The 25,436-nt window shown below is 58.4% G+C and carries 19 protein-coding genes and 2 pseudogenes; 11 read left to right on the top strand and 10 right to left on the bottom strand.

The window, feature by feature from the left end; genetic code table 11:
• Nucleotides 1-84: 84 nt before the first annotated feature.
• A complete protein-coding gene (locus ACR9ZQ_RS34125; RefSeq protein ID WP_481429927.1) occupies nt 85-2,991 on the top strand; it encodes an ATP-binding protein in 2,907 nt (968 codons plus the stop codon).
• A 107-nt stretch (nt 2,992-3,098) separates the two neighbouring features.
• On the opposite strand, the gene ACR9ZQ_RS34120 is transcribed toward ACR9ZQ_RS34125, so the two are convergent.
• Both ACR9ZQ_RS34120 and ACR9ZQ_RS34115 read right to left on the bottom strand, forming a co-directional pair.
• Nucleotides 3,099-3,848 (bottom strand): hypothetical protein, encoded by a 750-nt coding sequence (locus ACR9ZQ_RS34120; protein ID WP_481429926.1) that lies wholly within the window; start codon nt 3,846-3,848, stop codon nt 3,099-3,101.
• A gap of 181 nt (nt 3,849-4,029) precedes the next feature.
• A complete protein-coding gene (locus ACR9ZQ_RS34115; protein ID WP_481429925.1) occupies nt 4,030-4,659 on the bottom strand; it encodes a winged helix-turn-helix transcriptional regulator in 630 nt (209 codons plus the stop codon).
• 119 nt (nt 4,660-4,778) lie between these two features.
• On the opposite strand from ACR9ZQ_RS34115, the pseudogene ACR9ZQ_RS34110 reads away from it, so the two are divergent.
• Nucleotides 4,779-5,192 (top strand): annotated as a pseudogene (locus ACR9ZQ_RS34110) (recombinase family protein); the annotation flags it as partial.
• Here the strand turns inward: ACR9ZQ_RS34110 and ACR9ZQ_RS34105 are convergent.
• Nucleotides 5,074-6,495 (bottom strand): flagellin N-terminal helical domain-containing protein, encoded by a 1,422-nt coding sequence (locus ACR9ZQ_RS34105; protein ID WP_481429924.1) that lies wholly within the window; start codon nt 6,493-6,495, stop codon nt 5,074-5,076. The pseudogene ACR9ZQ_RS34110 and the gene ACR9ZQ_RS34105 overlap by 119 nt on opposite strands.
• 351 nt (nt 6,496-6,846) lie before the next feature.
• On the opposite strand from ACR9ZQ_RS34105, the gene ACR9ZQ_RS34100 reads away from it, so the two are divergent.
• Together ACR9ZQ_RS34100 and ACR9ZQ_RS34095 are read left to right on the top strand one after the other, a co-directional pair.
• A complete protein-coding gene (locus tag ACR9ZQ_RS34100) occupies nt 6,847-7,392 on the top strand; it encodes a DUF4365 domain-containing protein (protein WP_481429923.1) in 546 nt (181 codons plus the stop codon).
• Nucleotides 7,299-9,464, top strand: a complete 2,166-nt coding sequence (locus ACR9ZQ_RS34095) for an adenylate/guanylate cyclase domain-containing protein (RefSeq protein ID WP_481429922.1) — start codon at nt 7,299-7,301, stop codon at nt 9,462-9,464. The genes ACR9ZQ_RS34100 and ACR9ZQ_RS34095 overlap by 94 nt, the downstream gene beginning before the upstream one ends.
• 13 nt (nt 9,465-9,477) lie before the next feature.
• Here ACR9ZQ_RS34095 and ACR9ZQ_RS34090 read toward each other — a convergent pair whose 3' ends face one another.
• Together ACR9ZQ_RS34090 and ACR9ZQ_RS34085 are read right to left on the bottom strand one after the other, a co-directional pair.
• Entirely contained in the window at nt 9,478-9,981 is a 504-nt protein-coding gene (locus tag ACR9ZQ_RS34090; RefSeq protein ID WP_481429921.1) for a YHS domain-containing (seleno)protein, read from the bottom strand.
• Nucleotides 9,982-9,994: 13 nt separating this feature from the next.
• Nucleotides 9,995-10,591 (bottom strand): ankyrin repeat domain-containing protein, encoded by a 597-nt coding sequence (locus ACR9ZQ_RS34085; protein WP_481429920.1) that lies wholly within the window; start codon nt 10,589-10,591, stop codon nt 9,995-9,997.
• Between the two features lie 890 nt (nt 10,592-11,481).
• Between ACR9ZQ_RS34085 and ACR9ZQ_RS34080 the strand changes: the two genes are divergently transcribed.
• Complete coding sequence (locus ACR9ZQ_RS34080; RefSeq protein ID WP_477921601.1) at nt 11,482-12,903, top strand: ISNCY family transposase; 1,422 nt, start codon at nt 11,482-11,484, stop codon at nt 12,901-12,903.
• A 6-nt stretch (nt 12,904-12,909) separates the two neighbouring features.
• On the opposite strand, the gene ACR9ZQ_RS34075 is transcribed toward ACR9ZQ_RS34080, so the two are convergent.
• Nucleotides 12,910-13,647 (bottom strand): hypothetical protein, encoded by a 738-nt coding sequence (locus ACR9ZQ_RS34075; RefSeq protein ID WP_477921599.1) that lies wholly within the window; start codon nt 13,645-13,647, stop codon nt 12,910-12,912.
• Between the two features lie 311 nt (nt 13,648-13,958).
• Between ACR9ZQ_RS34075 and ACR9ZQ_RS34070 the strand changes: the two genes are divergently transcribed.
• On the top strand, nt 13,959-15,326 hold the full coding sequence (locus tag ACR9ZQ_RS34070; RefSeq protein WP_222350584.1) for an ISNCY family transposase: 1,368 nt from the start codon (nt 13,959-13,961) through the stop codon (nt 15,324-15,326).
• Nucleotides 15,327-15,580: 254 nt separating this feature from the next.
• Entirely contained in the window at nt 15,581-16,948 is a 1,368-nt protein-coding gene (locus tag ACR9ZQ_RS34065) for an ISNCY family transposase (RefSeq protein ID WP_222350584.1), read from the top strand.
• 361 nt (nt 16,949-17,309) lie between these two features.
• On the opposite strand, the gene ACR9ZQ_RS34060 is transcribed toward ACR9ZQ_RS34065, so the two are convergent.
• Nucleotides 17,310-19,109, bottom strand: coding sequence for a hypothetical protein (locus tag ACR9ZQ_RS34060; RefSeq protein WP_481429919.1), 1,800 nt, complete (start codon nt 19,107-19,109; stop codon nt 17,310-17,312).
• A gap of 262 nt (nt 19,110-19,371) precedes the next feature.
• Between ACR9ZQ_RS34060 and ACR9ZQ_RS34055 the strand changes: the two genes are divergently transcribed.
• Entirely contained in the window at nt 19,372-19,839 is a 468-nt protein-coding gene (locus tag ACR9ZQ_RS34055) for a hypothetical protein (protein ID WP_481429918.1), read from the top strand.
• A 35-nt stretch (nt 19,840-19,874) separates the two neighbouring features.
• A complete protein-coding gene (locus ACR9ZQ_RS34050) occupies nt 19,875-20,366 on the top strand; it encodes a CYTH domain-containing protein (protein ID WP_481429917.1) in 492 nt (163 codons plus the stop codon).
• 3 nt (nt 20,367-20,369) lie between these two features.
• Here the strand turns inward: ACR9ZQ_RS34050 and ACR9ZQ_RS34045 are convergent, their stop codons facing one another.
• The 3 genes from ACR9ZQ_RS34045 to ACR9ZQ_RS34035 are packed head-to-tail and all read right to left on the bottom strand — an operon-like array spanning nt 20,370 to nt 23,097.
• Entirely contained in the window at nt 20,370-21,308 is a 939-nt protein-coding gene (locus ACR9ZQ_RS34045) for a DUF2950 family protein (protein WP_481429916.1), read from the bottom strand.
• A gap of 29 nt (nt 21,309-21,337) precedes the next feature.
• On the bottom strand, nt 21,338-22,741 hold the full coding sequence (locus ACR9ZQ_RS34040; RefSeq protein ID WP_481430974.1) for a DUF3300 domain-containing protein: 1,404 nt from the start codon (nt 22,739-22,741) through the stop codon (nt 21,338-21,340).
• Nucleotides 22,742-22,782: 41 nt separating this feature from the next.
• Nucleotides 22,783-23,097: a hypothetical protein gene (locus ACR9ZQ_RS34035; protein ID WP_481429915.1), complete on the bottom strand. Its 315-nt coding sequence runs from the start codon at nt 23,095-23,097 to the stop codon at nt 22,783-22,785.
• Nucleotides 23,098-23,421: 324 nt separating this feature from the next.
• Here ACR9ZQ_RS34035 and ACR9ZQ_RS34030 point away from each other — a divergent pair.
• Nucleotides 23,422-23,643 (top strand): annotated as a pseudogene (locus ACR9ZQ_RS34030) (DUF3302 domain-containing protein); the annotation flags it as partial.
• Nucleotides 23,644-23,712: 69 nt separating this feature from the next.
• Entirely contained in the window at nt 23,713-25,431 is a 1,719-nt protein-coding gene (locus tag ACR9ZQ_RS34025; RefSeq protein WP_481429914.1) for a SulP family inorganic anion transporter, read from the top strand.
• The last annotated feature ends 5 nt before the right edge of the window (nt 25,432-25,436 follow it).

Below are 25,436 nucleotides of genomic sequence, written 5' to 3'. Positions count from 1 at the left end.
TAACCGTGGGGGCTTGGAAAGCGAAGGCCCAATCACAACGACACAATCATACGGCGGTTTAGAAAGCACCGGAAATACAATAGAATGGGGGACGTTTTGGCTTTGGCTAATCGACTGGGGGCGGTGCCAATGGGCGGCAGACACGTAGCGGAGCAGGTAGCAGTCCACTTTGGTCCTTTTCGATTTTCGAAGGCTCAACGATCCCTGACACGCGATGGTGTTGCGGTAGCAATCGGGGGACGGGCACTCGATATTCTAACCGCACTCGTCGATCGTGCGGGCGAGGTCGTCAGCGGGCCCGAACTGATCAAAGCGGTCTGGCAGGACGTGATTGTCGAAGACGCCAATTTGCGGACGCAGTTGACCGCATTGCGGAAGGCACTGGGCGATGGGCAGGACCGTGCACGCTACATAGTCAACGTGCCAAGTCAGGGCTATACCTTCGTTGCGAACGTGACCCAGGAAATCAATCGCGGGATGATCGACCTGGAAGGCGCGGTGCAAAAGACGGAAGCATCCATTCCCAAACTGCCCCGTCTGATGGTTGGACGCGAGAAGGTTGTCCACAAGCTAGTCGGTACTTTGGCGCTGCGGAGGTTTGTCACGCTGGTCGGGACCGGTGGCATCGGCAAGACAACAGTTGCTGTGGCAGTGGCCCAATCGCTCGACCGATCAAATCCCGACACGAACGTCTGCTTCGTCGATCTCCAGACCGTCAACCACCCATCCGACGTAGCAAGGTTCGTTGCGTCATCGGTCGGGTGCGCAGACCACGCTTCGCGTCCCGAGCAAGCCTTGATAACCTACCTTTCCGACAGAATGACTTGCCTGATTTTGGACAATTGTGAACATCTGATCGATGCGATATCGCCCTTGGCGGAGCGGCTTGTGCGCAGTGTTCCGACGTTGTGGGTGCTCGCGACAAGTCGCGAGGCACTGAGGGTCTCCGGCGAGAACGTTTTCTTGCTTCCGCCGCTCGAAGTCCCCGATGACGGACCGATCTCGGCAGAACGCGCATTGCAGTCGCCGGCGGTGCAGTTGTTTATGGAGCGGGCACGCGCCGGAGGTTTCCCGAGGCAACTCAACGATATCGATGCGCCGCTCGTGGCCGATATCTGTCGTCGACTTGACGGGATAGCTCTTGCGATCGAGATCGCCGCCAGCCGAGTGGGTTTCTACGGTATAAGGGGCACGGCCGAACTCCTGGAGACGGGCGGGGCGTTGCGTCTGCCCGGTAGCCGATCCTCATCGCCCAGGCATCAGACTCTCGAGGCGTTGCTTTCTTGGAGCATAGAACTGCTGTCGCCGCAGGAAAGGGCAACGTTGTTCCAACTCTCGGTGTTCGCTTCGGTGTTCTCGCTGGAGGCCGCACAGGCTGTCCTTAGGGAGACCGATCGCGATCCCGATGATTTGAGGGATGTACTTACGAGCCTGGTGGACAAGTCGCTCGTTCTGATCGACGACAATCGAAGTGGTATCAGATACCGTTTGCTCGACCTGACCAGGTCGTTTGCGCTCGGCAAGTTGCGCGAAGACGGATTGGAAACCGAACTGGTCAAACGACTGGGGACCTATCTCAAAACGGCGCTCGGAAGCTTGTCCGTTGAGGCGACGAGTTGCTCGATCAACCGGTGCTTCCACTATCTGGCAAACCTGCAGACCGTGCTACCTTGGTGCTTCTCGGAGGACGGCGACCCCGGTCTCGGTGTCGAACTGGTAGCCAGCGCCACTCCAGTTTTCATGGCATTGTCACAGTTTTCGGATTGCCAGAAGTGGACACGGCGCGCCGTGCGCAGTCTATCGCCGGAGGAAAAGGGAAGCGCGCTACACCTCAGGCTGCTTGAGGCGATGGCGAAATCCTGTATGTACACGCGAAATGCAAGCCACGAAGCCCGCGTGCTCATCCAAGATGCCCTTGATTTGTCGCGGACCCTGCGAAACGGCCGCTGCCAAATAAACCTCCTTGCTGACCTGAACGTGTTCTTGACCCGGCAGGGCAAATTCCAGGAGGCCTTGAATGCCGCCGAGCAAAGCTTCGCGGTTGCTCGAAGCATAAACGGCCGCGCTGAGATGATACTCGCGCAGTCCATGCTCGCCGCCTCGTATCATCTCGTCGGTGATCAGAAGGCGGCCCGCGGGCACTCGAACATTAGCCAATCACTGGTCGAAGCCGATCCGTCAATCCACATTGACGTCTTCCATGAAGCCCGCGCAAGGTTCGCTCGCGCTCGCATTCTTTGGCTCAACGGACTTTCCGACCAGGCACTTGTAGCAGCAAGGGATTCAATCGCAGAAAGCGCGGATCACAAAGAGCATGTCGTGTTTCCTATCACGCTCGTCTACGCAACGTCGGTGTTGCTATGGTGTGGGGAGTACGACGAAGCGTCAGAGCACATCGATACCGCGATCACGGTGACTACGAAACGCGGTCTCAGTGCATTCAGGACACTCGCTTTGGCACTTAGGGGCGAGCTATTGGTGGCAACAGGTGAGGTGGGACGAGGTGTCGACACCCTCAGGGAAGCCATCGATGCCATGCATGCGGAAAATTACGAGATCACGACGTCATCCGCATCCGGGATTTTGGCCCAGGGACTGGCGGCAACCGGCAGGAATGATGAAAGCTTGGCTGTCGTCGATGCAGCTATCTACGCGGCTGAGCGGAGATCGGAAAAGCTTTGGATGCCCGAATTGCTCCGCATCAAAGCGGAGGTGCTCCTGACCCAAGGCGTTTCCGAGTCCGAAAAAGCTGAAGCTTGTCTACTTCAGTCGATCGACCTGGCAAGGAATTGCTCGGCCTTGAGCTGGGAACTTCGATCTGCGATCGACCTGTCTCGGATGTGGTGGACCGGCGGAAATCCCGATGCCGCCATAGGGCTGCTCCAGCCAATCGTGTCCCTGTTCACGGAAGGTGCCAGCACGATGGACGTAAGCGCTGGCCGCGCATTACTGCACCAGATCACGAGCCAGAAAGCTTCCGCCATAGCGTGAAGTTTGGGTCGACGATTATGCGCCACGCGAAACGACAGCCACTAAGGTAAAGCCCGAGTTGTGGTCTCTGACCAACCACATTTCGTGATCGCCGCTCCTCCTAACGGCTAAAGCTTCGGCGCAGGAGCCGCATTGCTGGCGCTTTTCGCTTTCGCCGCGTCGATCCTCCTCTGGGCGTCGAGGTTGTCCGCGTCGAAATCCTGCGCGAGATGGAGCTGGTCCACCATCTTCATCTCGAGTTCATTAGCCAGCCCCGTGGAATCGCCCCGGACGTCAAAGTCGATATAGATGCCGCACATGCTCGCGGACTGCTTCGCTTTTCTTGCGGTAAATTCATCAAGACCAACGGGAAAATCACTCGTGCCAATGCAGGCCATCGGCAACTCGAGCTTCTCGGCCTGCGCGTCATCTGCGCCGAATTTCCACGCGGCCCAGATGCCGGTGGCGCTCCTCCCTGTGACCGAAGGCTCTCCGAATTTCTGTACAGCGGCCGCGTATACCAACTCGGTCGTCGGTCGTTGCGATGGCCGGAATTTCAGCTCGCGTGATGCCGCAAAGAGCTTATTGCCGGACCCCAAGCCCGTGAAGGCGAACTGCATGCGTTCGTGTTCCATGTCATCGGGATTGACGATGTCATTATATAGGGTCCGGCCATTTGCGACCCACTCGGTTCCTTCTGGCAACTTCCACTTCACAAACTGGTATTGCGCGTTCGGCCGGACTTCCTGGAACTTAGCGATGACCTGGTCGGCGCTCATTCCCAGAGCCATTCCATTGATGTCGATTTCGGCCGCCAGCGTCGCAGTGACTCCACGGAGCAGTAATGCTGAAATGGCAATGACTAAAGTGGTTTTCATATTCCCGTTGTCTCCGTTGAGGCGAAATCAGTCGCGATGGAGGCGCGCCTGAACGGGCAGACGATCCGTCATTCGAATTGGGGTTTCGGCAATTTTCGAAGGGGATTTCACCCTCTACGCGAATTCAAGACACCACAGCAGGTAGCAAGGTTACCGAGTGCTAAATCTGTCTGAGCGGCGCTTACAAGGAACGGGCGACGAGGTCGTGGAGCGTTCGCGCATTTGCCAGACCTTTGAGGCGTTCGACGCGGTGTTCAACTGTGCGTGGGGACAGTTCGACCCGAAGCCCGATCTGCCTCATCTGAAGTCCTTCGCGCAAGAGCTGGAGGATCGCCAGGTCGATGTCATCGAGGTCCTTGCGTAACGGGGCGGATTTCAGAAGGTAATGGATGACGCCGAAGACAAGGCACCAATCCGCTCCGGGCTTCTCTACCTGACGCGGGAGCGTCAGCATTTCGAAATTTGTCTGCAAATCACCGTGGAGTACGGTTTCCGTGACGAGCGACGGCCGACGGGTGACAAGCGCCTTCTCAACCGATGGGTGGAGATGGCCTCTTGGCAACATTGGAAGCCGGGTCTTGAGGAGTTCGGGGACGTCTTCATAGCTCGTCGGAATGCTGTAGTCACGGACGACGTTAACCCGAAATTCGGAGAGTCGGCCGACGGGAAAATCGATGACGGCGAGGACCATGTTTGTTGCCAGACGCTCTCTGACCGCCTGATAGAGGGAGAGCGGGTCCTCGACATTTTCCCGGGAAATCCAGACGTCGATCAGCTGCTGGGCAAGCTCCCCGAAGGAAACGAACCTCATCGGCGGATGGTGTCCCGTAAAATGTCTACAGGAGTGGCCAGAAACGACCGTTTTTGTCATCGGTCGTCCGTGTTTTTGTCCCTTGCCTAAATCATTGCAACTATTCCCGGATTGTAATCATGCAGTTCCGCGCATCCGCCCGTCGAAAACGGTCGTTTATGTCAGCGCGCGGGGAATGGAATTCGATGGCAAAGGTCGGCTATGCGCGGGTATCCACGGAAGATCAACGGCTCGATCTTCAGCTCGCGGCGCTACGCAAGGTCTGCGATCGGTTAGTGGAGGACCAGGGCGTCTCGGGTTCGACAAATAAACGACCTGGCTTGATCTCGGTGTTGCGCTCGCTGAAACCTGGCGACACTCTTATCGTGTGGCGGCTCGATAGGCTCGGCCGTTCAATCCAGGACCTAATCCACATCATCGAAAAGCTTGGGAAACGGCAGATCGATTTTCAAAGCCTAACCGAAAATATAGACACCGCCTCAGCTGGCGGCCGCCTAGTTTTTCACATGCTCGCTGCCATGGCTGAGTTCGAGAGGTGCTTGATCCGGGAGCGAACTTGCGCGGGGCTCGAAGCTGCCCGTGCCCGAGGGCAGCGCCTCGGTCGGCGGCCAGCTCTAAATGAGGATGAGCGCCGCTCCGCCTACAACGCAATCGTAGTGGAAGGGGAAGAAGCGACAGAGGTCGCCAAAAGATATCGGGTCCACCCAAGAACACTCGCCAGGCATATTGAACGCATGCGCTGATTACTGGAACAGCTGCGCGAGGTTTCCAGGTGCCGCGTTCGCAATTGCCAACGACTGCATCGCGAGCTGCTGTTGGGCTTGCAGCGCCTGCAACGTGCTCGCTGTCGTTTCCATATCGGCATCCGCCGACGCCGCTCGTCACGGAATCGATCATCTTGTTGTTGATCTCGTCGTACATCTCCAGCGATTTCTGGACGGTGCCGACATACGCCATTTTCGATGTGATCGCCTGAATCTTCTGGTCTAGGTTCGCCACGAAGTTGCTGTAGAGTCCCGTTCGATCCGATCCAAAGCGTACGACGTGGTTTTCGAGCGCCTGGAGGACATAGGTCGGCCCGACGGGATAGGCCTCCGGATCGCCCGTCGTCGGATTGGAAACCGGGATGTTATACCAATACACCCCCAAAGGCGTGAACGAACCAGGAGCGTCGATAATGTCACTGTCGTCGAACAGCGTTTTCTCCGGGTTGAATTCCCCCGGATAGGTAGTGGGGAAGCTACCGAAGTCGTCGTTGAGGAGCAGCGTATCCATGGCCTTGACGTCCAACGTCTGAACCTTGCCGTCGGCATAGCCGATGATAAAATTGAATACCTGCTCGCTCGCTTTCACGTCTTCGTTCTTGCCGTGGTAGAGCATATTCACACCGGCGAACGACGCGGACAACATCGCCGCCTTCGCCTGGTTCTGGAGCTGCTGTATCGCCTGATCGATCTTGTAGACGTCTGATTTGGCGTATTCCGGGTCGAGACTGAACCCCGGCTTGACGGCATCCCGCATGCCGGCCTGAGGCATGCCGCTCGCGGTTATCGCGAGATTCCTGATCTCGACAAAACTGTCGAGGACCGTCTCCATCCCGGCATAGGCCGTGTCTACGATGCCCTGCGCCAGGCCGACGCTGTCGGTGACGACATTCATGGCCTTCACGTCCGAGCGCATCGTGGTTGAGATAGACCAGTAGGCGGCGTTGTCGTCAGCCTTCGCCACTCTCAATCCAGATGACATCTGCTGCGAGGTGTCGGTGAGGCTGCCATTAATCGAACGCAACGTGCTAAGCGCCGCCATCGCGCCGTTATTTGTGGTGATGCTGCTCATGATACCCCGTCGTGCGGCTGGCTCATCGTGAGCCGATTCATACAATCCTGGGTTTGGAAAGTCGGCGACGGCGGTTAACAACGAAGCGACGCCGAGTGGGGGAAACTACCCTGCCGCACAAATAATGTGACTGCCGCGCGTGCGGGAGGAAAAAACAGGGAACGACGTGTTCCGAGGCATTGGCAGCCACGTGTTCGTCTGCCTATCATCCCCTATGGCCAAGACCATCACGCAGAATCAGCTGACCGGAGAAATCGGAGAGGCGGCGGTCCGCCTACGGTTTCTCAAGATCGGATTCCAGTTTGACGTCCGCTCGCGGCTCGAAGCAGGCATCGACCTATCGCCGAGGTGATGATCGAGGGGCGGCCTCTCGCCCACATGATTGCGGTCCAGGTCAAAGCCACGAAGACAGGTCTTTATCCTGGCGAAGACGACAACGGATTCCATTATCTGCTGCGGACCGAAGACCTCGATTACTGGCGGGGAAGCAATCTCCCCGTGATCATCGTTCTGTTCCGCGAGACTGATTCAGCGTTAACCGGCCGCGAAGCGCGCCGGACCGTGATGGTACGTGATTGGGCGTACACCCTGCCTTTTCCGCCTCGGCACTTTGTATACAGGTTCATGCGGCTCGAACCCGTATGGCAACCTACTCGCGGCCCGGACTCGGCAAGGATGGCCCGCTCGGTGACCATTAGTCGTCGTGTGTCCAAGTTAGGCCGTAAAAGACCTGGTTGCGGTGCCCGCGCGCCCTCGGCCGTGCTAAGATGCCCAGTTCCTGCATCGAAAGGGTGGGCAGAGAAATGGAGAGGCGTCTCGCCGCGATACTTTCCGCTGACGTGGTCGGCTATAGCCGCCTCATGGGGGTGGACGAGTCCGGTACGCTGGAGCGGCTGAAAGCCTGCCGCCGGGAACTGATCGATACCACCGTTGAAGAATACCATGGCCGGATCATCAAGCTCATGGGTGATGGCGCGCTCGTCGAATTCCCCAGCGTCGTGGATGCAGTCCAATGCGCTGCCGTGATCCAGCGGAAAATGTCCGGGCGCGACCATGACGTTTCCGAGGATATGCGCATTCGGTTGCGCATCGGCGTCAATCTTGGCGACATCATAGTCGAAGGCGACGACATCTACGGCGATGGCGTCAACATAGCCGCCCGTCTACAGGGAATTGCAGAGCCTGGCGGAATTTTCATATCCGGCACCGCCTTCGACCAGGTTGCCCACAAGGTCGATGTTGGCTTCGTGGCTCTCGGCGAGCAGAGGCTGAAGAACATAGCCAACTCGGTTCGCGTCTATCGCGTTCTGATTAACCAAGCCAATACTGGCAAGGTCGTCTTTGCCCCTCGGGCAAGGTGGCGAGGTACGATGCTGTTAGCGCTCACTGCGCTATTGATCGCGACCACAGCGGCTTTCGTCGCCTGGCGGTGGTCTTTACCGCAACGCCCATCTATCGCAGTACTTCCCTTCGCCAACTTGAGCGAAGATCAATCCCAGGATTATTTCGCCGATGGCATTACGGACGACCTGATTACCGATCTCGCCAGGCTTTCGAACCTTGACGTCATCTCCCAGAATTCCGTGTTTGCCTACAAAGGCAAGCCCCACGTCCTGGATGAGATACGAACTGACCTCGGCGTGCGCTTCGTCGTTGAGGGCAGCGTACAGCGCATCGGCGATCTGATTCGCGTCAACGGGCAACTGATCGATACCTCAAGCGGGGACCATCTGTGGGCCAATCGTTTTGACCGGGGCGCGACAGAGGTGTTTGCCGTGCAGGACGAGATGGGTCGACAGATCGCCGATGCGCTCGGACTGAAACTGACACGAAGCGAGACCGAGCGCATCGCCCGTCCTCCGACCACCAATCTCGAGGCATATGATTACTATCTGCGTGCCGAGCAGGCCGCCCGTACCGGACGCCGTTCCCGGATGCAGGAGGCATTGGCACTCTTTGACAAGGCGGAGGCACTGGATAGTGGGTTTGCCGAGGCATTCGCGGCCGATGCGCACGCGACGTCCTTTGTCTGGCGCAGCACATATGACGACGTTCTCCAGAGCGCGCTGGCGCGAAAAAGAGCCTACGAGAAGGCAAGTCGCGCCCTTGCCCTCGACCCCGAACTTCCGTCACCCTACGCGGTTCTCGCCATCATGCAGGCTGTAGACCGACGTTACGAGCAGGCGATCGCCTCGGCACAGAAGGCCGTGTCGCTTGGTCCCGCCAATGCCGAAGCCCATATGGCGGTCGCATATGTTCAATTGGTCTGGGGCAATCACGCCGACGCCGCCGCGGCTATCGAGACGGCGCTCAGGTACGACCCTAACCCCTCCGCCATCGACCGATACACGGCTGGCATGGTTTTTTATCTGCAGCGCGACTACAACAGGGCGATAGACAGTTTCAAGCGCGCGGGCTATGGCTCTCAAGGCAACGGCGAGTTTGTTACCGCACTCGCCATGGCCTATGTCCGTGTCGGTCGCATTGATGAGGCTCGAGCGACTGTGGCCGAGGCAGGACGCCTTCTCGGGGGGCGCGATTGCCTGGCGGCGTGGCGGCTCGGCAATGGCCATTTCCGGGAAGAGGATTTGGCGTTTTTCCTCGACGCTCTGCGTGAGGCTGGCCTGCCGGAGTGGCCGTTCGGCTTCCACGGGGACGAGCTATATCGCCTGAAGGGTGCCGAGATCGCCGCCATCGTCATGGGCAAAGTTCTGCGGGGAACGAACGAGCCCACCGAAAGCCTTGCGATCATGCAGGTTCAGATGGACGGCAAGGCGGCATTCCGCTCGGCCACCCAGATGATGACCGAGACGGTTTCTGTCAAAGGCGACCTCCTTTGCGAGCAGAGCGAAAACGCATTTGGCCAGCCCGATTGCGGTCCGGTCTACAGACATGCGAAGCCCACCGACGAAACCACCTATGCTTACGTGAATTCGTCCAAGGTCTTTTATTTTTTTGCTGCCAAATAGAAGGCGTTCGCGGTCAGTGATACTGATCCTGCTCGAGATCGGCGGCGACCTTCGGCCACTTGGCATCGGCCTTGGCGACAGTGTCCGCCGGATGGGCGGCAAACCCCTCCGCGTCCGCCTTGTCATACATCAAATAAAGCTTGCCCTCGACGATCTTGAAGGCTTCAGGGTCGATGTTGACCGTGACAGACCCGTCGCTCACCTCGCCCGTGCAATAGCCGCCGTACTGAGGCGCGTATTTAAGCGGTTGGCTCATGAACATCTCGCGATGCTTTGAATTGGCGAAATGCCAGGGTGTCCCCATCCATTCGTAGGAGATTTTTTCCGAACCTTTCGTCGCTTTGCCTTCGGTAAAGTAGGCGACCGTGTCGTATCCCATGATAGCTACACCGCCGAAGTACCCCGTGTTTACCGAGTTGTCGGCTACTGCCGGCGATCCACCGACAGCCCATACGACAGCGAGACCAATCATCGCCAAAGAGCGACCAATGCATTGTGTTCTGCTTCCAGAGTGCATCTTCGCCTCCTGTTCATTCGTGAATTTCCATGCACTTCGTGTAAAATTCCGCCTCGCCGAGGACGCTGAGCGGAGGACACGTCACGCCATGCCGCTTGAATAGCCGGACGATATCGAAATTGCCCTTCCATATGGCCCTCGTGATCGGCGCGTAGCCGTGAACCTCCACGTGGCCGACGTCAGCTCCTTTAGCCAACAAGAACTCAGCAAGAGCGACGTTGTTCTCTTCACCCGCAACCATGAGCGGGGTCACACCCGCTTTATTGGACGCATCGTCGAGAATTGCTCCGTGGTCGAGGAGGAGTTTGCTGATGGGTACGCTGCCCGAGTACGCAGCTGCATGAAGTGCAGTGAAGCCGCCAGAGTTCCGAGCCATGACGTCGGCGTGCTTGCCGATCAGTAACTCAACGATGGCAATCTGATTTGCGAGGGCTGCATTGATAAGTGGCGTTGACTGGTCGCGAGTGCGGCTGTCGACATCGGCACCCGAGGTAAGGGACTGCTCGACGGCGAGGGCGTCTCCCGCTGAAACGGCATCGAACAAGGGATCACCCGCGGCCGCCACTGTCGCCGATAAAAACAACGCTCCCGATGCAAGCAGCCAGTGCATAGCCTCACCCCGGAGTTTCAATCCATAATAGCACAGCACACCCTGACTTGGAATAGTCAGCACTCGCTTGGTCGACGGCACGGGACCATGGAATGCGCCCGTTCGCATAGGCGGACAGGTCGGTGTCCCGGGGGCGGCGTGGCGCTTGCCAGGCAGCTTGGAGAGACGACGACGGGCTGCTTCCTCGATGTCGATGGCATATTCTGTATTGGCTGGGTCGATGGTGCGGGTGCCTGGAATCCGCCCGTGCGAGTTGGCGGTAATCCGGGTCGTCCAGGTGGTGCGGTCGCGGTCGCGAAGCAGACTGACGACACTTTCACCTGGAACCCACTGGTGAGGATCGGTGAGCGAGGAGTCCCGGCGGGTCCGTCGCGCTCGCCAAGCAGACCGCCGGAACCGTATCCGCCGCCAAATAACGTGTCTGCGAGGACGGTGATCTCGTGTCCGGTCGACCACAGAAGCAACAATGTCATTGGAATTCGCACCCTTTGCCCATATGAGCTTGATCGCAAGGGGAAGTTAAAATCCAGTTTAATGACGTTGGCCGGGCCGCCTCGTTCTGAGCGCTATGGTTCAGGTCTTGCGCTCCTTCTTTTTCTACCCGGTCTAGGCAGAACTCTCTGGGGCGAAATCAAAGGCCCGAACCGGCGAATTCGTGTGGATTTAGGCGAGACCTAGTGCCCAGCGACATTCGGGCTATGGTTTAGGTGCGGCTTTAGTTCCATAAGATAGATTATGCGATCTTTGTATGTAGTGGCTATTTAGTAATGCGACAGTTGGGCCAGTTAGAGATGCGACAGTCTCGCCTCTCGACGACTGGTCAATGCCAATGTCGGGAGCAAGGATGACGATCTTCAGCCTGGTCGAGACCATGAGCGGTCGGAGTCGTCATGTCCTGTTTGATCACTATGTCGCAGAAAGAATTGCATCGCCTCGAACTCATCCAGAAGATCCGTGACGAACGCTTGAGCGTTGTCCAGGCTGCCGAACGGCTCGACCTCAGTCGAAGTCAGGTCCATCGGCTGCTGCAGGCCTATGACCGGGATGGTCCGGCCGGGCTTGTTTCCAAGAAGCGATCACGGCCGAGCAACCGGCGCCATAGCGATGAGTTTCGCAATGCGGCGCTGGACCTGATCCGCGAACGCTATCTGGATTTCGGTCCGACGCTGGCGCGTGAGAAACTGATCGAGCTACACCAGATCTCGGTAGCTAAGGAGACATTGCGGCAATGGATGACCGAGGCCGGCATCTGGGTCTCACGCAGAGAACGCAAGAAGCGGGTTTTCCAGCCACGCGGCCGACGTGATTGCTTTGGCGAACTGGTGCAGATTGACGGTTCGCATCACAGGTGGTTCGAGAACCGTGGTCCCAAATGCGCCCTGCTCGTCTATATCGATGACGCGACTGGCAAGCTGCTGCATCTACGGTTTGCCGGATCGGAGAACACATTTGACTATCTGCACGCGACGAAGGCCTATCTGCAGCAATGGGGCAAGCCGCTAGCGTTCTACAGTGACAAGCATGGCGTTTTCCGCAGTACGCATGCGTCTGAGAAAGACCGGACGAGCGGCCTGACACAGTTCGGTCGAGCGCTTTATGAGCTGAACATCGACATTATCTGTGCCAATACCCCGCAGGCCAAAGGCCGGGTGGAGCGCGCCAATCAGACATTGCAGGATCGGCTGGTCAAGGAGTTGCGGCTTCGCGGCATTGACACGATCAAGGAAGCCAACGCCTATGTGCCTGAGTTCATTACGGATTTCAACGCGCGTTTTGGCAAGCAGCCGCGTAATCCGAAGGACATGCACCGGCCGTTGGCCGATCACGAGAACCTCGACGGCGCCATGTGCCGCAAGGAGGTCCGCACGCTGTCGCAGGCCCTGACGCTGCGTTACGACAAGGTCTTGTTCATTCTCGATCCGACTGATCTTTCCAGGTCTCTGGCGGGTAAGAGGGTTGTTGTCTGCGACTATCCGGACGGGCGTCTCGAGATCATGCACGAGAGCTTTGCCCTGCCCTACAGAACCTTTGACACGTTACGCTCCGTGCATCGCGCCGAGGTCGTCGATAACAAGCGGCTGGACGACATGCTGTCTGTTGTCGCCGAGCTGCAGGCTGGGCGGGAGCAGCAGCGCAGCAAGGGCGGACCACGGCGAACTGGGCAGACGGACCATATGTTCGGCATTCGCGATGGCAGCACGGGGAACGGCTACCAGAAGCGTGGACGCAAGCCGAGAACGGATTACATGAACGATCCGCTGGTGATCGAACGGCGGGAGAAAGCGTTATTGAGGCAGCCGGCTGCGGAATAAAGGGCGTCAATGCACGCCGATATCGCTCTGCGTATCTGACTCCAATTGCAGGCAGGCGGACCAAAGCGGCGTCTTGTGGAAGGCTCCGTCTTGAAGAAGCGTGAGCCCTTCTCGTGCCTCATAAAGCAGGCCCAGCCAGCACAGGCGTCGCAGGACGCCATATTGGAGATCGGATTTGAGCTCCCAGGCTTCCAGGGTCATTTCGGTAGCGGACAGAGGTGCCATGTCTGGATAGAGGGTCTTCAGGACGTCCAATGGCGTGCAGCCTTCTCTCGCCTTGATGTTGAGAAGATTGAGGAACATGCGCCACCAGCGTAGGCGCGCTTGCACCTGCGCTTCCCGCTCGGTGGCATGGACATACGAATAGAGGTAATCCGTGGCGACCAGATCGAAGAAGGCTTGCGGATTCACCAGAAACTCCCGGCCGCGTCTGGTTGGCAGCAGCACATCCTTTTTCCGGCGAAGCAGCTTCAGATGGCGGGTCATGTCGCGCACGACCCAGAGCGGCGGCATGTCGCTTTCGTTCAGCACTTTGTTCATGCTGTAGAGGTCTTCGGCTGTGAAGTCGGGCCAGAGGAAGTTCACAGCGGCCCAATGTACGAATTTGCGGTTCATGGCGCCGGTCGCCGTCAATCCTATGCCACCCTCACCGTCAGCATAGGCAACGGACAGAAGCATGCCGCGAAGAAGTGGTGACAGCGCGGCGACATCGACGTCACCCTGCAGCTTTATTTCCGGAAGCATCGCGCGACTTTGATCCCTACCCCGCCCCATGCAGGTGCGCGGGAGTATCGGCCGGCGACGGAACAATTGCCACTGAGAAAGCTAAAGCCGAAGGGGTGCCCCTCACCCGCCCCCGCTCCGCCCTTTCAACCCGGCCCAGCCGGCCGGATCGGGGGCTGATCATCAGAGCCAGTGTCGCGTTTCTAACTGGCTGACAATGGCGCAGTACTAATCAGCTTTGACATTGTATGTAGCCGCAAAGTTGAAGTGTCCTGTTTCTGCAAAGTTGGAATGTCACTCTCCCCGGGTTTTAATGACCTGGGAGATTGCGGATGGGACTGATTGCGATGAGCGAGCGTGATCTGCAGCGGATCGAGATTTTGTCCAAGGTGATGGCCGGCCGGATGACGATGGTGTCGGCTTCGCATGTGCTTGATCTGAGCACGCGCCAGGTCCGCCGTCTTCTGGAGCGGATGCGCACTGACGGCGCAGCATCAATCCGGCACAAGGCGATCGGCCGGCCGTCGAACAACCGGATCAGCGATGGTGTTCGGGATTACGCGGTGACGCTGGTTCGTGAACGCTACGCGGACTTCGGTCCGACGCTGGCGGCCGAGAAGCTTGCCGAGCGTGATGGATTGCGGGTGTCGCGCGAGACATTGCGTGGCTGGATGTCGGAGGCCGGGCTTTGGCTGTCGCGCAAACAGCGTCGAACGTTTCATCAGCCGCGGCTGCGACGCGAGGCCTATGGCGAGCTGGTGCAGATCGATGGGTCCGAGCATCGCTGGTTCGAGGATCGCGGTGACCCGTGCTCGCTGCTCGTCTTTGTCGATGATGCGACTGGTCGATTGATGCAGTTGCGCTTTGTGCGCTCGGAAAGCGCCTTCACTTACTTCGAGGCATTGGAGCTCTATCTCGAGCGTCATGGCGCACCGGTTGCCTTCTATTCGGACAAGCATTCGGTGTTCCGGGTGGCGAAGAAGGAAGCCAAGGGTGGCCAGGGCATGACCCAGTTCGGGCGTGCGCTTTGCGAGCTAAGCATCGAGATTCTTTGCGCAAATTCCAGTCAGGCCAAGGGGCGTGTCGAGCGGATGAACCGGACGCTGCAAGATCGGCTGGTCAAGGAGTTGCGGCTGGCCGGGATCTGCAACATGGAGGCAGGCAATGCGTTGTTGCCTGGCTTCATGGAAGACTACAACGCACGCTTTGCGATTGCCCCTGCCCGGCCCGACGATCTGCATCGTCCAATGAATCTTGCACCGGATCGGTTGAAGGAGATCCTGTGCAAACGAGAGCAGCGCTATGTCGGATCGCAGTTGACGTTTTCGTTCGAGCGCAAGCGGATCATGCTGGAGGAGACTGAGGTGACGCGTGGTCTGGTCGGACGCTATGTCGAGACCTATGCCTATGCTGACGGACGCCTGGATGTGCGCTGGAAGGGGTATTGCCTGCCCTACACGGTGTTCGACAAGGATCAGCGAGTGACACATGCGGCGATTACCGAGAACAAGCGGCTTGGCGATGTGCTGGCCTATATCAAGGAACGCCAGGATCAGCCGCAGCCGAAGGTGAAGACCAACAGCGCCAAGAATGGCTATACGCCGCGTGGCCGCAAGCCTGGGCCAAAGACGGATTTCATGAACGATCCGGCGGTGATTATGCGGCGCGCGAAGGCGTTATCGCGACCTGCTGCGGAGTGAATGGTCGATCGGATAGTCTCAAAGCTAAAGCCGAAGGGGTGCCCCTCACCCGCCCCCGCTCCGCCCTTTCAACCCGGCCCAGCCGGCCGGATCGGGGGCTGATCATCAGAGCCAGTGTCGCGTTTCTAACTGGCTGACAATGGCGCAGTACTAATCAGCTTTGACATCATGTGTAGCCGCAAAGTTGAAGTGTCCTGTTTCTGCAAAGTTGGAATGTCACTCTCCCCGGGTTTTAATGACCTGGGAGATTGCGGATGGGACTGATTGCGATGAGCGAGCGTGATCTGCAGCGGATCGAGATTTTGTCCAAGGTGATGGCCGGCCGGATGACGATGGTGTCGGCTTCGCATGTGCTTGATCTGAGCACGCGCCAGGTCCGCCGTCTTCTGGAGCGGATGCGCACTGACGGCGCAGCATCAATCCGGCACAAGGCGATCGGCCGGCCGTCGAACAACCGGATCAGCGATGGTGTTCGGGATTACGCGGTGACGCTGGTTCGTGAACGCTACGCGGACTTCGGTCCGACGCTGGCGGCCGAGAAGCTTGCCGAGCGTGATGGATTGCGGGTGTCGCGCGAGACATTGCGTGGCTGGATGTCGGAGGCCGGGCTTTGGCTGTCGCGCAAACAGCGTCGAACGTTTCATCAGCCGCGGCTGCGACGCGAGGCCTATGGCGAGCTGGTGCAGATCGATGGGTCCGAGCATCGCTGGTTCGAGGATCGCGGTGACCCGTGCTCGCTGCTCGTCTTTGTCGATGATGCGACTGGTCGATTGATGCAGTTGCGCTTTGTGCGCTCGGAAAGCGCCTTCACTTACTTCGAGGCATTGGAGCTCTATCTCGAGCGTCATGGCGCACCGGTTGCCTTCTATTCGGACAAGCATTCGGTGTTCCGGGTGGCGAAGAAGGAAGCCAAGGGTGGCCAGGGCATGACCCAGTTCGGGCGTGCGCTTTGCGAGCTAAGCATCGAGATTCTTTGCGCAAATTCCAGTCAGGCCAAGGGGCGTGTCGAGCGGATGAACCGGACGCTGCAAGATCGGCTGGTCAAGGAGTTGCGGCTGGCCGGGATCTGCAACATGGAGGCAGGCAATGCGTTGTTGCCTGGCTTCATGGAAGACTACAACGCACGCTTTGCGATTGCCCCTGCCCGGCCCGACGATCTGCATCGTCCAATGAATCTTGCACCGGATCGGTTGAAGGAGATCCTGTGCAAACGAGAGCAGCGCTATGTCGGATCGCAGTTGACGTTTTCGTTCGAGCGCAAGCGGATCATGCTGGAGGAGACTGAGGTGACGCGTGGTCTGGTCGGACGCTATGTCGAGACCTATGCCTATGCTGACGGACGCCTGGATGTGCGCTGGAAGGGGTATTGCCTGCCCTACACGGTGTTCGACAAGGATCAGCGAGTGACACATGCGGCGATTACCGAGAACAAGCGGCTTGGCGATGTGCTGGCCTATATCAAGGAACGCCAGGATCAGCCGCAGCCGAAGGTGAAGACCAACAGCGCCAAGAATGGCTATACGCCGCGTGGCCGCAAGCCTGGGCCAAAGACGGATTTCATGAACGATCCGGCGGTGATTATGCGGCGCGCGAAGGCGTTATCGCGACCTGCTGCGGAGTGAATGGTCGATCGGATAGTCTCAAAGCTAAAGCCGAAGGGGTGTGCCTCACCCGCCCCGATCTGATCTTGCAAGCGGGATCAGCCGCTCAGATCGGAGCTAATCGCCGTGCCGTGCCGAAGCGCAAAGTGACATTTTAACTTTGCCAACCAGCGGACATTCCAACTTCCCCGCCACATCATGTGTAGCCGGGTACATTCTATTTTCAAGTGCGACTTGCGAATGATGCCAATGGGTTATCAATCGCAAGGAAAATGCAATGAAACGCACCTACTCCCACATTGGACTGGGCGAACGACGCAAGATTGCTCGCTGGCGAACGGCTGCCTCAGTGCTGCGGTCATCGCAATATGCGATACCCACTTCAATTAAGGGGCGCTTTGTCATCTGAAACAGGCAGTCCGGCGGCCTTCAATCCGGCAAGGAAACGCTCCTGGTCCTCGGTCCGGGCCAGCCGCTTGGCGACTTCTTGCCTGACGTTCGGGATCAGTGCGGGTGACCGAAGCTGGATCCAATCGAGTTGCTCCTTTGCTTCGGCCGTTTTTCCAAGGGTGCCGAGGATGGAGAGCAAGACAAGGCGATGCATCGGATTATAGTTCAAGTCCGACATGCGCGACCAAAGTTCCGCGGCTTGGGTGTCACCCCGCATGAAGGCACAGAGCGCCATCCCGACCTCGTAATAGCCGCGCGGCCCCGCGTTCCTGCTGATGGCGTCGGAAATCAGTTCACAGCCTCTGCTCCATTCTCCCGACATCGACAGACGCAAGCCGTATTCACCCGCCACTTCCGTGTCATTCGGATTGCTGGCATAGGCGGCCTCGCCGGCGCGCAGGGCTGCGACCATGTCATTGCTGAAAAAGTTGGCCAGCATTAGCGCTTGAAGGGCGCGCGCATTCTTCTGGTCGAGCTGCACGGCGCGTTCGGCAAGCTCCTTTGCAAGATTGAGCGTGGCGGCGGTCGGCTTGGTATTCAATTGATACGGAAAGCGGAACTCATCGAGATGAACCAGCGAAAGGAAGGCAGCAACATTGGAGTCGTCGGGTGTCTTCTCGACGGCCCGCTGCAGACAGGACTTCGCAACCTCATGGGCCTTCACGGTCATCTCGCTGCGATAGCTATAGTAGGACAGAATGCAGGAAAAAGCGTCCGGGCTCCCGGCAATGCTTGCGGTGTCCGCCTTGAACATGACGCCGAACGGCCGCGCTACCGCCGTCGCGATGTGGTCTGCAAGGCTCGCCTGCGTTTTCAGGATGCCCTGCACTTTCATGTCGGCATTATAATTGTTTGCCCAGATGACAACTCCGTCCATCCGTCGCACGAGCCTTGCCGTTGAGCGCACGGTGCTGCCTTCCAACCGCACGCTTCCCTGGAGAGCATAGAGTGGCTGCGACGCCTGGCCTTCTCGATTGCGCGGCAGGGGAGCGACCACGATAATATCGTTGAAAGGGACAAGCTTTTCGATAATAGCGTCTGTGATACCCCGAGAAATATCGGATGCCTGTCCGCCATCAGAGGCGCTTTCAAAATGCTCGACAACGATGGTTGGGCGACTGGTTACTCCCCTCGCCGCCTTGGTTTCCGTGTCGAACAAGTTGGCATGCTGAAGCATCGCTGCCATCGAGACAAGGACGATCCCCACGCATCCCGCAAGAAGCCAATATCGGAGGCGCGAAACATGACTGCCCGCCCCGTCTCGGCTGATCGTGCTCCTGACGACATTGACCTGCTCGGCCTCATCTCGTCCGGGTATAGGCCGAGGGGCTCGTACGAAGCTTGAGATATCCGCGTGCTCGATATCCTGTCTGACGTCGAAGACCGGTACATAGCCGCCACGGGGAACCGTGATGATGATCCGGTCAGTGCTGCCGGCGGTTAGGTAATAGTGTTCCAGCTCCCGCCTCAGCCGGCCGGCCTCGATGCGGACACAGGGATCCTGCTGAGCATCGAAGTTTGCATCCCTGCCGAAAACAGCCTGTGCTATGGTAAAGGCCTTCAAATACGCGCGCCGGCCCGCAAGTGTTTCGTTTACAATAAATTCAAGGAATCGCCCCGCCCGCTCGGGAAGTCGAAACTCCGGGCTGGATAGAATGCACTCAAGTTGCTGCAGCACCTCCTCCTGCGAAGATGCGCTGCCGCAAGCTCTGTCAACGCCTGCATTTGCCATCGGTTCCCCCGAATCCGATTGATCACAACCTGCAGTATGCAGTCGTCGACGATAGTCCCATGTCGCCACGACGGCAACGAGATTTAGTAGAAACGGCTAATTTAAAGGAAGGATTTCGGAAATCGATCGCATGATCGTTAGGGTGACTACAGCTGGACATAAGCTGGCGTAAAATACCGTATCCTACCGCAATGGACGTGTATTTTACTGCCCTCGTCTTCCCGTGCGCTCTATCATCATCCTCATTCTGGAGGAGCCGGCGATGACATTAAATGGGACGCCCACATCCCAATCTATGACGAGCACAGAGGACCTGCGCAAACACGCTCTGGAACTCCAGCTTCTGGAAATGGAGCGCAACGAAAAGATCAGGGCACGTGAGGCAAAGAAACATGCCGAATTCGTCGAGGATTTTTTGCGCAAACAGATCGGGGAAACGGAACGCGCCGTCATTAAGCGGCTGGTTACGAAAGCGGCCGCAGACGGTAAATGCGAGGCGCTGATCTACAGTTTTCCATCGACTTTCTGCACGGATAGCGGCCGCGCCATCAATAACAACCTGCCCGGCTGGCAGAAGACATTGCAGGGCAAAGCCAAGGCGCTTCTCGAACTGTTCGAGGAGGTCGCCAAACCGCAGGGTTACGGGCTAAAGGCGATGATCATCAATTTTCCGGATGGCATGCCAGGAGATGTTGGCTTCTTCCTCACCTGGGAACCGCCTGTCAACTGACCGGCAACAGCAGGCTTGAGCGAGGGAATATCGAATTGAAAGCGACCGAGATCGAGCGAAAGTTTCTGGTCCGCGACGACAGCTGGCGCGTTTGCGCCGGCGAGCCGCATGTGCTGCAACAGGCCTATCTTTGCCGGCGCGATCAAAACCCTATCCGTGTCCGCCTGATCGATGGGTGCTCGGCGCGCCTAACGATCAAATTTCGTACGCCGGGCCTTGCCCGGGAGGAATATGAGTATGAGATTCCGGTCGAGGAGGCGCGCGATCTCTTGCTCCGCGCGGCAGGCCGTATCATCGAAAAGACCCGCTACCGAGTTCTCCACGATGGCAAGAGTTGGGATGTGGATGTCTTTGCCGGCGCATATGAGGGACTGACGCTCGCCGAGATCGAAATGGCGAGCGAGGATGAGCAACCGAACCTGCCTCAATGGCTGGGGCGCGAGGTCACGGGCAAGAAGCGATACTCCAACCGCGCGATGGCGGCTGCATTGCGTCTTTCGCCGGCGGCGCAGGACCCTGCCGGCTGAATTCTATTCGCTTACCACGGTCCAACTGGCGTCAGGGTTGAAATCCTTGATTGCCGCCGCGCGCTCTTCCGTTTGGGGCCCAAGATCCCGCTGGTAGATGACGCTTGCACCATTGACCATGAATGTCTGGACGCCCGTGACCCTGTATTTGACCGGCCAGGCAATCAGCGCAAAGCCGCCGGTCATATAACCGTTAATGACGTAGCTTTGCTTGCCGCCAAGCACGTTGTCACCCTGAGATGTCAGGATGCGGTAACGATAGCCGTAATAGCCCTCCCCGCGCTTGGCGGCACCGAAGGCTGCCGTCTCGACGAGCGCGCTTGCCGGACTTTCCTCGGGATAGAGGTTCGGATCCCAGTACAACCCGTCTAGCTTGCCAGGACTGCTGATCAATTTCTTTGCGAATTCATAGATGCCGTCGCCGTCGCGATCCTCCGATGCATATTGATACTGGGCCGCCACATATTCATGTATGGTGTCGATGGTGGCGAGTTCGTTTTCGCCAATGCGGCGATTGACGATCTCTTCGAGGCCGCGCTCAGTGTCGAAGGACCATTTGCCGTCCTTGCCTTCGGTCAGCGGAAACGGCAACGGCCAGAGCCGATCGCCGATCGCAACAATCCTCATGCCTTCGAAATCCCGCAAGACCGCCTGCCGCTCGGCGCCCTCGCGGATCAATCCGTAAGCGATCATCGCCTCGTTGCTGGAGCGCAGCTTGTCCGCCTTAAGGCCCAGCAGAGCGGCAAGATCGTCGATATTGCTGGAGCCCAGCACCGATTTCAGCTTGTCGAGCGCGAGCTCCGGACTGTCGAATTTCGGTGAGGACGTTGCCGCTTTGTATTCGGCGAGATCTGTCTGCGCTTGCGAAAGCGCCGGCGCAGGCGGCATCGCACAAAGCGCTGCCGCGAACATGAGCGGAATTACGGTCGATTGGCGTCTCATCATGCAACTCCCTGAGCTGGAAAGAGGTCTCACCGCCGTCCGCCACCACGGCCGCCACCGCCGCCACGACCGCCGCCACCCTGCGGGCGCGGCCGATGCTGGGCGGGGCGAGCTGACTGGCGATGGGCACCCATGCTCTGTGCTCCCCGTTTCGAGGCGACAGCTTCGCGGCGACCGGACTGGACGTTGCCAAGTGCGCTTGGTTGCCGTCCGCGATTGTCGGGTCTGGAGGCCATTTGTGGCTTGTTGGGCTTCTTGACGGATTTCTGCGCAGGTTTGGATGGACGATTGGCTGCTCTCTCAGGACGAGCCTCGGGTCGATTTGCAGCCGTTGGGCGATTTGCGGCCGCCGGCCGATTTCCCGCCGTTGGCCGATTTGCCTGCGGTCTGTCCTTCAGGCCCTGCGCCGTGTTTTTCCGAATATCCTGGGCACGTGCCGCGTTGGCCCGATTGCCGGGCAACTGGCTCGCCTGGATGTCCTTGGCCTTGTTGCGCAGCTGGTTGCGATTATCGCCTTGCAGGCCGGACTTGATCGCCGACTGGTCGATTTTCGCAAGTTGGTCCTTGCTGATGTTCAATTTGCTGCGGTCGACATTGCTCCAGTCGACGTCGTTCCACTTCATCTTTCCGTTGAAGTTACGGTCGTTTAGGCAATTGTTGCAGTCGATGTCGATATCGCCATCCCAGCGGCCGCCCCATACACCCCAGTCATCCCAGTTAACGACGGCCGCCCAGGCAAGGCCGGTCACAGCGCCCGCAAAGAACGCCGCCCCGGGGTAATAATAGTTGTCGTAATAATCGGGATAATAGGAGATCGGCGCCGACACATAACCTGGTTCATACAGCATTTCCGGCGGATATTGCGGGATATAGATCTTCTCCGGATCGGTCGGCCGGATGATGATGTTGTCGTTTTCGGTGACGACCGTGACCTTGTCATCCGTCTTGATAATGTTCTTTTCCACCGCTTCGTCGCGAAGCTGCTGGATGGCGATCAGGACATCCTTCTGCTGATTGGTGAGCGCATCGGCAAGGGACTGGGTCCAGTCGAGATCCTCGCTCATCATCTTGACGATGTCAGGATAATTGAGCAGCGAGACGACGCTGCCGTCCCAATCGCTCTTGGGTTTGAGTTCGGAATTTTTCTTCTTTGCCTCCAGGAAGCGCTGCGCCTCGACGATCTGCAGAGGAAAGAGCGAAGCTGCCGAAATTGCCGCAACCAACTCATCCGGATAGAGCGCGATCCGCGCTACGAGCACTTCAAGCTCGTCATCGGAAAGAAGCGCGGCTGCGGGCTGCTCGGCACTCACCTGCGCGGGAGCCGCCGTTGGGAGAGGGACCTGCGTCTGTGCTCGCACTGGGAGCACCGGTTGCAACGCAATAATCGCCAGCGCAGAGAATCCACCAAGCAGTTTGCGGGATATTGCTTTCATCACGCACGTAACTCCCTTGGACCATTGAATGATAGATACGCTTACGAAGATTTGGGGCCGGTCTGCGGGAACGGCCTGAGCACCACAATTTTCGACTGGGCAATCGCCTCCCCCATCTCTTTCAACAGGGCATCGACGAGACCCGCATATTCCAGCCGCCGCGCTTCCCGAAGCTCCTCCGGTAAGCGCTCAACGTGCGCCAAAGCCTGTGCCGCAGCAGTGAGATCCTCACACATGCTGTGAAATTGCTCGTTTACATAAAAAAGCCTCTGCACCAGCCGCTTCTGGTCGGGAAAATAAGTCTCAGCCGCCTCCAGGGCGGACAAAAATGTCGAACCTTGTTCTCCCGGCACCATCCCCGCCCCCGCTGTCAAATTGCGCTAAGCAGACGAGAAAAAGTATATAGCAGAACGATCGGCAGCAGACGTAAAATACACGATCTTACGTTAGCCGGCTTTCGAAAGCCCACTGGAATCCCAGGCGCGAATGCTGACATGACCGCTGCCTCTTTGATCCAGCCTTTTTACCTTCACACAGAGATGATCTCCGCAAACGGTGGAACTTCCAGTGCTTCAATAGAGCTTACGCGATGCTACGGGCCTCAGCACGAAAACGAGCCTAATATGCCGCTGTCGATAGCGATGAAACGGCTCGGCAAGGCCAGCCCGAAGGGAGCGATCGTGTTTCTCGACTATTTTGCCTCAGGCGTGCTGGTCTTTGTCGTCGTCACCCTTTTCTGCGCGGTGCTCGCAATCGACATTCATCATCTCATGGCCAAGGCACGAAATCATTCCCATCAGGACGCTATCCATGTCGCCGGATGCGTGAGGCTGTTCACCCTGCATGCAATCAGGCCGTTCCTGTTCGTCTGGGCCACCTCCCGCCGGCAGGATCGCGGCTGGGAGGCGCCGATCGTTTTTCTGCCAGCGATTTGATGCCGGAGAAGCTTGAGGAAGCAAGAGGAGTCCGCGGTGATAAGCAGTCTTCCAGTGTTGCGAGGCTTGGCCGGTTTCAACAAGGCCTGGTTCCGGAGCGATATCCCGGCCGGGCTGTCGATCGCCGCCGTCGGCCTGCCGAGTGCGATCGCCTATCCTGCCATCGCCGGTCTGCCTCCTGAGACCGGCATTTATGCGAGCATTGTCGCGCCGATCGCCTATGCGATTTTCGGGCCTTCCAGGCTGCTGATTGTCGGGCCCGATGCTGCGACGATGACTGTGCTTGCGGCGGCGATGGGCACCATCATCATAGCCGAACCCGCAGGCACGGATGTCGACCGGGTGGCCATCGCTTCGGCGCTTGCGCTGGGGGTTGGCATCTGCTGCATCGCCGCGAAGCTGCTGAGGCTCGGTGTCCTCGCAAGCTTCCTCTCCCGTCCGATCCTGGTCGGCTTTTTCGCCGGCGTGTCGCTTTCAATCCTTGTCGGACAGATCGGCCGGTTCACCGGCGTAAAAATCGAATCCGAGGGATTGATCTCACCGCTGGTCGAATTGTTTGCCAAGAGCAACCTGATCCACTGGCCTTCGCTCACTCTCGGGCTTGCGATGTTCGCTTTGCTCTGGATCGTCCGTGGCTTTAATTTGAAAGTTCCAGGCCCGGTTCTGGTCGTCGTCGTCTCGGTCATCCTGTCAGCGATCTTCGACTTTCAGGGCCGTGGCATCGCTGTCGTCGGCGACTTGCCGAGCGGGATGCCGAGCTTTTCCCTGCCGGCATTCTATAAGATGCCGATCGACAAGATCGTGCTCGGCTCGGCCACGATCTTTCTAGTCAGCTTCGGCGCCGGCATCGTAACGGCCCGCAGCTTCGGGTCGCGGACCGGCGAGGAGGTTGATGCCAATCAGGAACTGATCGGACTCGGTGCTGCCAATATCGCGCCCGGCCTTTTCGGTTCGTTTCCGATCAGCGCGTCGGATTCCCGCACTGCCATAAATCTATCGACGGGCGGCGTTTCGCAGCTCGCCGGGCTCGTTTCGGCAGCTACACTGATTGCGGCGCTGGTTTTCCTGAATGGCGCATTGCGGGTTCTTCCAATTCCTGCGCTTGCGGCAATTCTTGTGGCGGCTGCCATCAGCCTCATCGATATTCACGAACTCAAGAAGATCTGGCGTATCAGCCGCATGGAATTCGTCTTCGCGCTCATAGCCATGTGGGGAGCGATCAGCTTCGGCGTTCTCAACGGCGTGATCGTCGCCGTCGCCGCAACCTTCGCCTATCTACTGCGTCAGACCATGTTTCCACGCGACGGCCTGCTTGGCCGCATCGAAGGTCGGCACGGTTTCTTCGATCTTCAGCGCTACCCGGAAGCCCGCCCCGTCCCGGGTGCCGCGGTCTTCGCGGTCCAGGGCAGTATCCTGTTCTATAACGCAGATTATGTCCGTATCCGGCTGATGTCAGTCGCAAAGGCGCTTCCCGCCGACACCAAATGCCTGGTGCTCGACGCCAGCGCCATCACGCAGATCGACAGCACCGGCGCGACTGCGCTCGAAGCCGTCGCCGAAATTCTCGTGACACGGAACATCATCTTCGCATTCGCCGATCTCAGCGATGAGAGCCGCGCCATTCTCGAACGGGCCGGGGTTCTCAAGACTGTTGGAGCGGAGAATATTTTCAATGGCAGAGAAGAAGCCCTGCGGACGCTGATTGGCGATATCGACCAGATCGGCAATGCCGCACCGGCGGGTACTGCCCCTTAATGACA

It is taken from the genome of Rhizobium sp. KNZ14-9A, from assembly GCF_056755015.1.
This window is presented reverse-complemented; position numbering and strand designations above follow the sequence as displayed.